The sequence below is a fragment of the Streptomyces sp. NPDC002809 genome (assembly GCF_040295435.1).
In the GTDB taxonomy this organism is placed as follows: Bacteria; Actinomycetota; Actinomycetes; order Streptomycetales; family Streptomycetaceae; genus Streptomyces.
Genome location: NZ_JBEOVJ010000050.1, coordinates 1 through 14,377 on the forward strand (window position 1 = coordinate 1; position 14,377 = coordinate 14,377).

The 14,377-nt window shown below is 72.9% G+C and carries 1 protein-coding gene; it reads right to left on the reverse strand.

Annotated features, from left to right (window positions below; genetic code table 11):
* Positions 1-14,321, reverse strand: a 14,321-nt coding sequence (locus ABT025_RS25800; protein WP_350999011.1) for a non-ribosomal peptide synthetase, incomplete at its 3' end; no start/stop codon positions are given.
* Positions 14,322-14,377: the final 56 nt, after the last annotated feature.

Here is a 14,377-nt window from a genome sequence, read left to right on the forward strand (position 1 = left end):
ATGAACGCGATTCGTGACTTCGGGTAGGCCGGGTCCACCGGGAGGTAGGCGGCCCCGGCCTTCAGTACGCCCAGGACCGCTACCACTGATTCCACCGAGCGCGGCAGGGAAACCGCTACCACCTGTTCCGGACCGACGCCCCGGGCGATCAGTGCATGGGCGAACCGGTTGGCCCTGGCGTTGAGTTGCCGGTACGTCAGCTCGACGTCACCGCAGACCAGCGCGATCGCGTCCGGTGTCGCCGCCACCCGCGCCGCGAACAGCTCGGGCAGGCTCTCCCCGGCCGTTTGCTCCTCGACCGCGGGCAGCAGCTCGCCGCGCTCCTCGGCGGACAGCAGGTCGATCCCGCCGATCGGCCGGTCGGGTGCGGCGGCGACCGCCGCCAGCAGCCTGGTCCACCTCGTGGTCAGGATCTCGACCGTCGCACGGTCGAACAGGTCGGTGCTGTACTCGACCGCGCCGCTGAGTCCGGCCGGCTCGCCGTCGGGCCCGTACTCCTCCGCGAACCCGAAGGTCAGGTCGAGTCGCGCGGTCCCGGTGAGCACGGCCATGCCGGAGACCTGGAGGCCCGGCAGTTCGAAGGCGCCGCCCGGCGCGTTCTGCACGACCAGACCCGTCTGGAACAGAGGGTGGTGGGACAGCGAGCGGGTCGGGTTGAGCGCCTCCACGAGGTGCTCGAACGGCACGTCCTGGTGTGCGTACGCCGACAGTGCGGTCTCCCTGACCCGGCCCAGCAGCTCCGCGAAACTCGGGTCACCGCTCGTGTCGGTGCGCAGTACCAGCGTGTTGACGAAGAACCCGACCAGATCGTCCAGGGCCTCGTCCGTGCGCCCCGCGACCGGACTCCCGATCGCGATGTCCGTACCCGCACCCAGCCGCGTGTACAGCGCCGCCAACGCCGCCTGCAGCACCATGAACAGGGTCGCCCCCGACCGTCGTGCCACGTCCACGAGCGCCGCGTGCAGCTCGGCATCGATCCGGAGTTCGAGCACGTCACCGCTGTACGACATGGCGGCCGGGCGCGGCCGGTCGGCAGGCAGTTGCAGCTGCTCGGGCAGACCGGCCAGCGTCTGAGTCCAGTAGGCGACCTGGCGGGCGAACAGGCTGTCGGCGTCGTCCTCGTCGCCCAGGATCTCGTGCTGCCACAGGGTGTAGTCGCCGTACGTCACGGGCAGCGGTGGCCATGCCGGTGCCCCGCCACCCTGCCGGGTGGTGTAGGCCGCGGCCAGGTCACGGGCGAGCGGGCCCATGGACCAGCCGTCCCCGACGATGTGGTGCATGACCAGCAGCAGCACATGGTCGTCCGGCGCGAGCGCGAACAGCTCCGCCCGGAGCGGCACCTCCGAGGCCAGGTCGAAGCCGCGCACCGCGGCCTCGCGCAGCAACGCGGGCACCTCCGTCTCGCCGGCCGTGCGCACGGCCAGCGGGACGGCGGCCTCGGAGGTGTCGAGCACCCGCTGGTACGGAATACCGCCGGAGTGCGGGAACACCGTGCGCAGGGTCTCGTGCCGGGCCACCACGTCCACGAGTGCGGCACCCAGGGCGGCCCGGTCGAGGTCTCCGGACAGCCGCAGGGCCAGCGGCATGTGATAGGTGGCGCTCGGCGCCCCGAACTGCTGGAGGAACCAGAGCCGGCGCTGGGCGAACGACAGCGGCATCAGCTCGCGGCGCGGCCGGGGTACCAGAGCCTGCCGCGCGGTTCCGGCGCCGTGCAGCCCGGCCGCCAGTCCGGCGGCGGTCGGGGTCCGGAACAGGGCGCGCAGCTCCAGTTCGGCCCCGAGGGTCGCCCGGACCCGCGAGACCAGCCGGGTGGCGAGCAAGGAGTGCCCGCCCAGCTCGAAGAAGTCCTCGTCGACCCCGACAGCGGCGAGCCCCAGCACCTCGGCGAACATCTCGCACAGGATCTGCTCCTGCGGCGTGCGGGGTGCCCGGCCGCCGGCGGCCGGACCCGGCTCCGGCGCGGGCAGCGCCGCCCGGTCGAGCTTGCCGTTCGGCGTCAGCGGCAGCGCGTCGAGCAGCACGAACGCGGACGGAACCAGGTACTCGGGCACCCGGTCGCGCAGGAACCCAGCCAGCGCCGCCGCGGTCGCCCCGGTCGCGTCCGTGGGGACGACGTACGCGACGATCCGGTCCTCCCGGGCGAGTACCGCGACCTGGGACACGCCCGGGTGCGCGGTCAGCTCGGCCTCGATCTCACCCGGCTCGATCCGGAACCCGCGCACCTTGACCTGGTGGTCGACCCGGCCGGCGAACTCCAGCTCGCCGTCGGCACGCCAGCGCACCAGGTCGCCGGTGCGGTACATCCGCGTGCCCGCCGGACCGTACGGATCGGCGACGAAGCGCCCGGCGCTCAGACCGGGCTGGTTCAGATAGCCGCGCGCCAGCCCCGCTCCGGCCAGGTACAGCTCGCCCAGCACGCCGGGGGCCACCGGTCGCAACGTCGAATCCAGCACATACGCCCGGCAGTTGGCGATGGGGCGGCCGATCGGCACGGGCAGCGGGCAGTCGGCCGGATCGGCCGGGAGCGGGTAGGCGGTGATCACATGGGTTTCGGCGGGCCCGTAGTGGTTGTGCAGGACCCGGCCCGGCCGGCGGGCCTGGAAGCGGCGCACGGCACCACCCAGCCGCATGGCCTCTCCGGCCTGGGCGACCAGTCGCAGGTGCGGCAGGTCCAGCCCGGCCTCCTCGGCGGCCTCGGCCAGCGCCTCGACCACCAGATTCGGCGCGAACAGCTCCTCGACCCGGTGCCGGTCCAGCCAGTGGGCGAGCAGCTCCGCGCTGCGGCGCTGCTCCTCGGTCGGCACCACCAGGGTCTTGCCGTACAGCAGCGCGGACAGCACCTCCTGCACCGAGACGTCGAAGCTGATCGCGGTGAACTGCGCCGTGCGCGTGCCGGGTTCGCCGCCGACGGTCCGGTGGTGCCACTCCAGCAGATTCAGCAGACCGGCGGTGGGCATCTCGATGGCCTTGGGCCGGCCGGTGGAACCGGAGGTGTAGATGACGTAGGCCGGGTGCCGGGCGTCCGCGGGGACGTCCGGGTCGTGCTCCGGCAGCTCGCCGGCCGGTGTGACGGCCGCGAGGTCGTCGAGCACGACGGCCGGGCGGGCGTCCTCCAGCATGTACGTGATGCGGGCGGCCGGGTAGTCCGGGTCGATCGGCAGGTACGCCGCGCCCGTCTTGAGCACAGCGAGTACGGCGACCACCAGCTCGGCCGAACGCGGCAGTCGCAGGGCGACGACCTGCTCCGGGCCCACGCCCCGCCCGATCAGCGCGTGGGCCAGGCGGTTGGCCCGGCGGTTCAGCTCGTGGTAGGTCAGCACGGTGTTCTCGAACACCACGGCAGGCGCCTCCGGCGTCGCCCGGGCCCACGCCTCGAACAGCGCGGGCAGGGTGGCGTCGGGAGTCGGGCGGGCCGTGTCGTTGCGGGCGACCAACAGCTCGCGCCGCTCCTCGGCTGTGAGGACGTCGACCCGGCTCAGCGGACGCTCCGGGTCGGCGACCACCGCCGCCAGCAGCCGCAGCCACCGGGCGACCAGCGCCTCCACCGTTGCGGGGTCGAACAGGTCGGCGCTGTACTCGACCCGCCCGATGATGCCCTCGGCCGGCCCGCCCGTGCCGCCGCGCTCCAGCAGGTGGAAGCCGAGGTCGAACATCGCCGTCGGCGTCCGTACCAGCATGATCTCGGCGGTCAGACCGCTCAGCTCGAACTCGGTGCGGGGCACGTTCTGCAGCGCGAGCAGTACCTGGAACAGCGGCTGCCGGGTGAGCGACCGGGACGGATTGAGGGCCTCGACGACATGCTCGAACGGCAGGTCCTGGTGTGCGTACGCGCCGAGAGCCCCCTCCCGGACCCGGACCAGCAGCTCGGCGAAGGACGGGTCGCCGCTGGTGTCCGTGCGGATCACCAGGGTGTTGACGAAGAACCCGATGAGGTCGTCCAGCGCCTGGTCGGTCCGGCCGGCGATCAGGCTGCCGACCGGGATGTCGCTGCCCGCACCGAGCTTGTCCAGCAGCGATGCCAGGCCGGCCTGCAGCACCATGTACACGCTGGCGCCGTTCTCCCGGCCCAGCCGGACCAAGCCGGCGTGGAGTTCCGCGTCCAGCTCGATTGCCAGGTGGCCGCCGGAGCAGGAAGGCGTCGCGGGGCGGTGACGGTCGGCGGGGAGCCGGATCTGCTCCGGCAGGTCCGCGAGCGTCCGCGTCCAGTAGTCGGTCTGACGGGCGAACAGACTGTCCTGGTCGTCCGCATCGCCGAGCAGCCGGTGCTGCCACAGGGTGTAGTCGGCGTACTGCACGGTCAGTGACGCCCACTGCGGCGCCCCGCCCTGGCGGCGTGCCGCGTACGCGGTGGCCAGGTCGGCGGCCAGCGGGCCCAGCGACCAGCCGTCACCGGCGATGTGGTGCATCACCAGGAGCAGGACGTGCTCGTCCGCTGAGACCTCGAAGACCTCGGCGCGAAGCGGTGGTTCGGTGGCGAGGTCGAAACCGCGCGCAGCGGCCTCCGCCAGCAGTTCCGGCAGGGCCGCCTCGTCGGCCGGGGTGACCGACAGTTCCGGGCGTGCCTCCTCCGCGGCGAGTACCTGCTGGTAGGGCACGCCGTCCATGGCCGGGAAGACCGTGCGCAGGGTTTCGTGCCGGCCGGCGAGGTCGCTCAGCGCCTCCTCGAGAGCCGCCGGGTCCAGCGGTCCCGAGAGCCGCCACGCGAGCGGCATGTTGTAGACGGACTCGGCGCCCTCCAGCTGACGCAGGAACCAGAGCCTGCGCTGAGCGGACGAAAGCGGCACCAGCTCGGGCCGCTCCGCCCGTCCCAGGGCGAGCCGGGCCCGGTCCGCGCCGCCCAGCCCGGCGGCCAGACCGGCCACGGTCGGGGTACGGAACAGGGCTGACAGGGCCAGCTCCACGCCCAGCGTCGCACGGACGCGCGCCACCAGCCGCGTAGCGAGCAGCGAGTGACCGCCGAGGTCGAAGAAGTCGTCGTCGACACCGACCTGAGGCAGACCCAGCACCTCGGCGAACAGGCCGGCCAGCACGTGTTCGTGGGGCGAGTGCGGTGCACGGCCGTCGGACGTCGCGGTGGGCTCGGGCTCGGGAAGGGCGTGCCGGTCGAGCTTGCCGTTCGGTGTCAGCGGCAGAGCGTCGAGGCAGACGAACGCGGCCGGCACCATGTACTCCGGCAGCCGCTCGCGCAGGTGCGCCCGGAGCTCTTCCGGCCTGGGCTCCGTCCCGGAGACGGGTTGCAGGTAGGCGACCGGCCGGGGGCCCGCCGCCCGGTCCTGCCGGACCGTGACGGCTGCCCGTGCGATGTCCGGGTGCTCGGCCAGGGCCGCCTCGATCTCGCCGGGTTCGACCCGGAAGCCGCGTACCTTGACCTGGTCGTCGGTGCGTCCCAGGAACTCCAGGTTTCCGTCGGTGTTCCAGCGGACCAGGTCGCCCGTGCGGTACATCCGCGAGCCGCCGGGACCGTAGGGGTCCGCCACGAACCGTCCCGCGGTCGTGCCCGGCCGGTTCAGGTATCCCCGCGCCAGTCCGGCGCCCGCGATGTACAGCTCACCCGCCACACCTTTCGGCACCGGCTGCAACGCACCGTCGAGCACGTGGAGCCGGGCGTTGCTGACGGGCCGGCCGATGACCGGGTGGGTGCTCGACGACACGGGCGCGGTCACCGAGTTGACGGTGCACTCGGAAGGCCCGTACAGGTTGAGGCAGAGCGTCCCCTCGGCGGCCCGCATCCGCTCCCAAAGGTGCTCGGGAACGGCCTCCCCTCCCGCCGCGACCAGAGCCGGACGATGCCGAGGGTCGTCCAGCAGCCCGTGATCGACCAGAACCCGGAGGTAGGACGGGGTCGCCTCGACGTAATCCAGGCCACGGTGCGCCACGTAGTCGACGAAGGCTTCGGGATCGGTCCAGGTCGCATGGTCCAGTACGTGCAGCTCGTGACCGCCGAACAGGGCCATCAGCTGATCACACGAGGCGTCGAACGACACCGAAGTGGTCAGCCCCATCCGCAGGCGTTCTCCCGTGCGGGCGAGCAGCGGGCGCTGGTCGGCGAACAGGTTGACCACACCGCCGTGTGTCGCGACCACGCCCTTGGGCCTGCCGGTGGAGCCGGAGGTGTGGATGACGTAGGCCGGGTTGCCGGGGTCGACCGTCACCATCGGGTCGGCTGCCGGGCAGTCGGCCACCTGGGCTGCTGTCTGCGGGTTGTCCAGGACCAGTCGGCCGGCGGGGCTGTCGTCGGGCAGGCGCTCCTGGCTGCGGGTGTCGGTGATCACCAGGGCCGGGCAGGCGTCGTCGAGGAGGTAAGCGATCCGTGCGGTCGGATACTCGGGGTCCACCGGAACGTAGGCCGCACCGGACTTCAGTACGGCGAGAATCGCCACGACCAACTCGGCGGACCTCGGCAGTGCCACCGCCACCAGCCGCTCCGGGCCCGCACCCCGCGCGATCAACGCGTGCGCCAGCCGATTCGCCCGCGCGTCCAGCTCCGCGTACGTCAGCGAGACATCGCCGCACACCACCGCGAGGCTGTCCGGAACCCTGCGGACCTGAGCCCGGAACAGCTCCGGCAGAGACATGGCACGGTCCGGGGCCGCCGGGCCGGTACCCAGCGCCGTCAGCTCATCGCGCTCCTCGGCCGTGAGCAGGCCGAGCCGGCTGAGCGGCCGCCCCGGGTCGGCTACCGCGGTGCGGAGCAGCCGCTCCCACCGCGCCGTCATCGTCTCGACGGCGGCCGGGTCGTAGAGGTCGTCGGCGTACTCGACGGACCCGTCGATGCCCTCCGGGGAGCCGTCCTGCGCGTACCGCTCGGACAACGTGAAGATCAGGTCGAGCTTGGCGGTGGTCGACGCCGGAGGCATCTCGTCGACGCGCAGCCCGGGCGGCGCGAAGTCGGCCCCGGGCGCGTTCTGCAGCACCAGCATGACCTGGAAGAGCGGGTGGTGTGCCAGCGACCGGGCCGGGTTCAGGACCTCGACCAGGTATTCGAACGGCAGGTCCTGGTGGGCGTACCCGGCCAGCGCGGTGTCCCGGACCCGGTCCAGCAGTTCGGTGAACGTCGGGTCGCCGGAGGTGTCGGTGCGGAACACCAGGGTGTTGACGAAGTAGCCGACGAGCTCGTCCTGCGCCTGGTCGGTCCGGCCGGCGACCGGACTGCCGACCGGGATGTCGTCACCCGCGCCGAGCTTGCTGAGCAACGCCGCGAGCCCTGCCTGGAGCACCATGAACAGACTGGTCCCGTGCGCACGGGCGAGCTCCCGCAGTCCGCGGTGCAGCTCGGCGTCCAGCCCGGCGCGCACGGAGCCGCCCCGGTGCGAGGCGGTCGCAGGGCGGGGCCGGTCGGTGGGAAGCCGGATGAGCTCCGGGAGACCGGCCAGCTGCCGGGTCCAGTAGTCCGCCTGACCGGCGAGCATGCTGTCCCGGTCGGTGGAGTCGCCGAGCAGTTCGTGCTGCCACAGGGTGTAGTCGGCGTACTGGACCGGCAGCGGCGACCACTGCGGCTCCTCACCGCGGCGGCGCGCCGTGTAGGCGGCGGTCAGCCCCTGCGTGAGCGGGCCCAGCGACCAGCCGTCGCCGGCGATGTGGTGGAGCACCAACTGGAAGACGTGCTCGTCAGGCGCCAGCTCGAACAGCTCGGCCCGCAACGGTACGTCCACGGCCAGGTCGAACCGCCGGTCCTTGGCCGCCGCCATCAGGGAGGGCAGCCCGGCCCCGGTGGTACGGCTCACGGGCAGCCGCGGTCCGGCTGCCTCCGCGTCCAGCACCAGTTGGTGCGGCACGCCGTCCACCGCAGGGAAGACGGTGCGCAGGCTCTCGTGCCGGGCCACCACGTCCGCCAAGGCGGCCTCCAGGGCCGACCGGTCCAGATCGCCGGACAGCCGCCAGGCCAGGGAGATGTGGTAGTTCGCGTCGGCCGTTTCCAGCTGGTGCAGGAACCAGAGCCGCCGTTGCGCGAACGACAGCGGCACGACCGCGGGGCGCTCGCGCGGTGCCAGGGCGGCCTGCGCGGGCCCGGCCGCCACCAGTGCGGCGGCCAGACCGGCCGGGGTCGGCGCCTCGAACAGCGTGCGCAGCGGCATCTCCACGCCGAGCGTGGCGCGGATGCGCGCTGCTAGACGAGTGGCGAGGAGCGAGTGCCCGCCCAGGTCGAAGAAGCCGTCCTCGACACCGGCCGACGGCACACCCAGGACCTCGGCGAACAGCGCGCACAGGATCTGCTCCTGCGGGGTGCGCGGGGCACGGGAGACGGCCGCCGGGGCGAGGCCGGGGGCGGGCAGGGCACGGTGGTCCAGTTTGCCGTTGACGGTCAGCGGCAGGGCGTCCAGCGTGACGAACGCCGACGGCACCATGTACTCCGGCAACCGCTCGCGCAGGTGCTCCCGCAGGTCGGCGGGGCGTGGTGCGGCACCGGCTGCCGGCACGAGGTACGCGGCCAGCCGGGTGTCGTCGGCCCGGTCCTGACGGGCCACGACGGCGACCTGGGCGATGTCCGGGTGCTCGGCCAGGGCCGCCTCGATCTCGCCGAGCTCGATCCGGAAGCCGCGTACCTTGACCTGCTGGTCGGCCCGGCCGACGTAGCGCAGTGTGCCGTCGGCCGAACGGCGCACCACGTCTCCGCTGCGGTACATCCGTGATCCCGGCGGTCCGAACGGGTCCGCCACGAACCGCCCGGCTGTGAGGCCGGGCCGGTTCAGGTAGCCGCGCGCCGGCCCCGCGCCCGCGACGTACAGCTCGCCGGGCACACCCGGGGCCACCGGCCGCAGGCCGTCGTCGAGCACGTACGCCCGCAGGTCCGGGAGGGGGGTGCCGATCTCACCGGCGGCGGTGCCGGTCCGGTCGAGCGCCGCGTAGGTGACGTGCACGGTGGTCTCGGTGATGCCGTACATGTTGACCAGCCGCGGCACGTCGTGCGCGTGCCGCCCGTACCAGCTCGCCAGCCGGGCGTGCTCCAGCGCCTCGCCGCCGAAGACCACCGTGCGCAGTGCGGGCAGACGACCGGTCTCCGGGTCCTCCGCGTCCGCCTGCATCAGCTGGTAGAAGGCGGACGGGGTCTGGTTGAGCACCGTCACCCGCTCGCGGGCGAGCAGGTCCAGGAACCGGCCGGGCGAGCGGCTGGTCTCGTGGTCCACGACCACCAGGCGTCCGCCGTGCAGCAGCGGACCCCACAGCTCCCAGACCGAGAAGTCGAAGGCGTAGGAGTGGAAGAGGGTCCATACGTCGTCGGCGCCGAAGCCGAACAGCTCGCGCGTGGTGTCGAAGAGGCGCACCACGTTGTGATGCGGGACCACCACGCCTTTGGGGTTTCCGGTGGAACCGGAGGTGTGAATGACATAGGCGGCCTGGCCCGGGTCGACGGCGACCCCCGGGTCCGTGTCCGGCAGCCCGTCCAGGTCGGCGGTGTCCAGCAGCAACCGGTCCACGTGCTCCGCCCCCGGCAACCCTCCGGTCCGGCTCGTCGTCACGAGCAGCGAGGGCTGGGTGTCCCGGAGCAGATAGGCGATTCGGGCGGCCGGGTACTCCGGATCCACCGGCACGTACGCGGCGCCGGCCTTGAGTACCGCGAGCACCGCGACGACGAGTTCAGCCGAGCGCGGCAGGGCCAGCGCCACATTCTGCTCCGGCCCCACGCCCCGGTGGATCAGGGCATGCGCCAGGCGGTTGGCACGGGCGTTGAGCTCCTCGTACGTCAGGGAGTCCTCGCCGTCCGTGAGCGCGGTCGCGGACGGGTTCGCCCTCACCTGCCGTTCGAAGAGCGCGGGCAGGCCGTTCTCCGGCAGCTCGTCCGCCCGCCCGGTGCCGACCGGCAGCAGGGCCCTGAGCTCGTCCGCGGACAGCACGTCCACCTGGCCGATCCGCCGGCCGGGGGCGGCGACGACGGCCCGCAGCAGTCGCAGCCACCGCTCGACGATGCCGGTGACGGTGGCCGCGTCGAAGAGGTCGGTGCTGTACTCCACCACGCCCGAAAGCCCGTCCGCGCCGGGCTGTTCGGCCAGGACGAAGGTCAGATCGCACTTGGCCGTTCCGGTGGGGACCAGGTCGGCCGCCACCCGCAGCCCCGGCAGGCCGAAGGTGCCGGACGGTGCGTTCTGCAGGGTGAACATGGTCTGGAACAGCGGGTGGTGCGCGAGCGTCCGGGTCGGGTTCAGCGCCTCCACGAGGTGCTCGAACGGCACCTCCTGGTGTGCGTAGGCGGCCAGCGCGTCGGAGCGCACCCGGCCCAGGAGTTCGGTGAACGAAGGGTCGCCGGACAGATCGGTGCGCAGCACCAGCGTGTTGACGAAGAAGCCCACCAGGTCGTCCAGGGCCTCGTCGGTGCGTCCCGCGACCGGAGTGCCGATCGGAACGTCGGTACCGGCGCCGAGCTTGCCCAGCAGGGCGGCCAGACCGGCCTGGAGCACCATGAAGAGGCTGGCTCCGCCGTCACGGGCGAGGGCGCGGAGGCCCCGGTGCAGCTCGGCGTCGATGTGCACCGGCAGCTGCGCGCCCCGGTAGGACATGAACGCGGGACGGGGCCGGTCGAAGGGCAGTTCGACCTGGTCGGGCAGATCCGACAGCCGCTCCCGCCAGTACGCGAGCTGGCCGTTCAGCAAGCTGCCCGGGTCGGTGCCGTCGCCGAGCAGCTCCCGCTGCCAGAGGGTGTAGTCGGCGTACTGGACGTGCAGCGGCGACCACTCCGGCTCGACACCCGCGCTACGGGCCGCGTACGCGGTCGTCAGATCCTGTGAGAGAGGGCCCGTCGACCAGCCGTCACCGGCGATGTGGTGCACCACGAGCAGCAGTACGTGCTCCTCGGCGCCGAGCCGGAACAGTTCGGCACGCAGCGGCGGCTCCTCGGAGAGCTCGAAGCCCTGCCGGGCCGCCTCGGCCAGCCGGCCGGGCAGCTCGCTCTCGCACACCTCGGTCATCGGCAGGCGCGGCCGTGCCGCGTCCGGGTCCAGCACGCGCTGGCACGGCACGCCGGCAACCACCGGGAAGACGGTGCGCAGGCTCTCGTGCCGCTCGACGACGTCCGTCAGGGCGGCTTCCAGGGCGCGCTCGTCCAGGGTTCCGGACAGCCGCAGGGCCAGCGGGATGTTGTATGTGGCGCTCGGGCCCTCCATCCGGTGCAGGAACCACAGCCGGCGCTGCGCGAAGGACAGCGGGACCGCCCCGGGCCGCTCACTCCGCCCCAGCGCCGGGCGCGCCCGGCCCGCGACATCCACCCTGGCCGCCAGCCGCGTCACCGTCGGCGCGTCGAAGAGATCGCTGAGCCGCAGTTCCACGCCCAGCACCGAACGGGCCCGCGCGATGAGCCGGGTGGCCAGCAGGGAGTGCCCGCCGAGGTCGAAGAAGCTGTCGTCAAGCCCGGCCTCGGCGACCCCCAGCACCTCGGCGAACAGCCCGCAGAGCAGGTGCTCGACCGCTGTGCGGGGAGCTCGGCCCGGTACCGCCGGCCGGGACTCGGGGGCGGGGAGGGCGCGCCGGTCGAGCTTGCCGTTCGGAGTCAGCGGCAGTGCGTCCAGCACCACGATCGCCGACGGCACCATGTACTCCGGCAGCCGCTCCCGCAGCCGGGCCCGCAGGGTGTCCGTGGGGACGGCCTGCCCCGTGACGGGGACTACGTACGCGACCAGCCGGGCTTCCTCGTCGGTGCGGACCGTGACGGCTGCCCGTGCGATGTCCGGGTGCTCGCCCAGGGCCGCCTCGATCTCGCCGGGTTCGACCCGGAAGCCGCGTACCTTGACCTGGTCGTCGGTGCGTCCCAGGAACTCCAGGTTCCCGTCGGTGTTCCAGCGGACCAGGTCGCCCGTGCGGTACATCCGCGAGCCGCCGGGACCGTAGGGGTCCGCCACGAACCGTCCCGCGGTCGGGCCCGGCCGGTTCAGGTATCCCCGCGCCAGTCCGGCGCCCGCGATGTACAGCTCACCCGCCACACCTGTCGGCACCGGCTGCAACGCCCCGTCCAGCACGTGGAGCCGGGCGTTGCTGACGGGCCGGCCGATGACCGGGCGAGGGCTCGGTCCCACGGGCGCGGCGACCGAGTTGACGGTGCACTCGGAAGGCCCGTACAGGTTGAGGCAGAGCGTCCCCTCGGCGGCCCGCATCCGCTCCCACAGGTGCTCGGGAACGGCCTCCCCGCCCGCCGCGACCAGGGCGGGGCCGCGCTGCCGGTCGCTCAACAGCCCGTGGGCCACGAGGTCCTGGAGGTAGGAAGGGGTGGCCTCGACGTAGTCGAGACCCTGGCGCGCCGCGTAGTCGACGAAGGCTTCGGGATCGGTCCAGGTCGTGCGGTCCAGGACGTGCAGCTCATGGCCGCCGAACAGGGCCATCAGCTGGTTCCAGGAGGCGTCGAACGACACCGAGGTGGTCAGTGCCACCCGCAGCCGCTGCCGGTCCTTCAGCAGCGGGGCGAACTGCACCTGCCGGTGGTCGGTGAGCAGGTCGAGCAGGCCGCCGTGTGTCGCGACCACGCCCTTGGGCCTGCCGGTGGAGCCGGAGGTGTGGATGACGTAGGCCGGGTTGCCGGGGTCGACCGTCACCATCGGGTCGGCTGCCGGGCAGTCGGCCAGCAGGGCTGCCGTCTGCGGGTCGTCCAGGACCAGTCGGCCGGCGGGGCTGTCGTCGGGCAGGCGCTCCCTGCTGCGGCTGTCGGTGATCACCTGGGCCGGGCCGGCGTCGTCGAGGAGGTACGAGATCCGGGCGGTCGGATACTCGGGGTCCACCGGAACGTACGCCGCGCCGGACTTCAGCACCGCGAGGATCGCCACCACCAACTCGGCCGATCTCGGCAGTGCCACCGCCACCAGCCGCTCCGGGCCCGCACCCCGCGCGATCAACGCGTGCGCCAGCCGATTCGCCCGCACGTTCAGCTCCGCGTACGTCAGCGAGACGTCGCCGCACACCACCGCGAGGCTGTCCGGAATCGTGCGGACCTGCTCCCGGAACAGCTCCGGCAGACTCCCGGCAGGAGGCTCCGCCGCCGGCCCGGTGCCGAGGACCGCCACTTCTCGGTGTTCCTCGGCCGTGAGCAGATCGACCCGGCCCACCGCCTCGTCCGGGTCGAGGTCCGCGACGGCGCCGAGCAGGGCGAGCAGCCTCCGCTGGTGTGCGGCCAGGTCGGCGTCCCCGTACGCCTCCGGGGCGCCGTGCAGCCGGAGAAGCGGAGGGTTGCCGTCCCGGTAGTCGAAGACCCAGACGGCCAGGTCGGTGGTCGACCCCGAGACGAAGTGGTGAACCGAGGCCGGATGCCCGGCGAAGCTCGGCCTGGCGTTGAAGGCCATGATGTTGACGATCAGGGGGAACGCGGTTCCGATGCCGCCGGGTGCGCCGAGGTCGCGCAGTAGGTCCTCGCTGCGGTAGCGCTCGTGCGCGACGGCCGACTCGACCTCGCGCGCCACCTGGGCGACGAGGTCGCCCCACGGCATGTCCGGTCGTACGGTCAGCCTCAGGGGCACCACGTTGGACACCGTGCCGGGCACCGACATCAGCTCGCGGTCGGAGCCCCGGCGGGCGGTGACGGGAAGGGCGAGCACCACGTCCTGGGCGCCACTCAGCCGGTGGGCGTAGAGCGCCGTAGCCGCGATCACCATCCGGGACCACCTGACACCCGCCCGGGCCGCCGCTGCCCGCAACGCCTCGGGGTTCCGCAGCTCCAGTTCCCCGGCCACGCGCAGGGCGCGGTGAGGGTCGGTCGCGGAGGTATCCGTGAGCCGTGTCGGGGCAGGCAGGTCGGCGAAGCGCTCGGTCCAGTAGGCGCGGTCCGCCGTGAAGTCGGCGGAGGAGCGATAGCCGGCGTCGCTGTCCACCAGGTCCCGCAGCGTGCCGAACGGCGAGGGCGGAACGTCATCGCCCTCGGTCAGTGCCGAATACACCTCGCCGACCCGCTGCCGGACCATCGAGCTGCTGATCGCGTCCAGCACCACGTGGTGGTAGTTCAGGTACCAGAGGAACTCGGTGGGTGACAGCCGGATCAGCGCATGGCCGAACAACGGATCACGGGCCAGGTCCAGTGGACGGGCCAGGTTCCGCTCCATCCACTCCATGGCCGCCGCCCGGGGATCCGGCTCCGCGCCGAAGTCCAGATGAGCGGGCGCCCAGTCCCAGGTCTCGCGGAGCACCTGGCACGGGCCTTCACCGTCGTCGACGAAGGTCACGTGCAGGGCGTCGACCTCGTCGACCACCCGGCGCAGCGCGGCTTCGAACAGCTCCGGGTCGACCGGCCCGTGGATCTCCAGGCATTCACCGACGCGGTAGCCCGGGATCGGCGTCCGGGAGCTCTGCTCGGCGAGCCAGATCTCCCGCTGGGCCGCGGTCAGGGGAAGGACGTCTCCGTCGCGACGGGACATGGGGGTACCTCCAGAAGTATGGGTGGGCATACGCGCAGGACGTGCCGGGCCGCGCC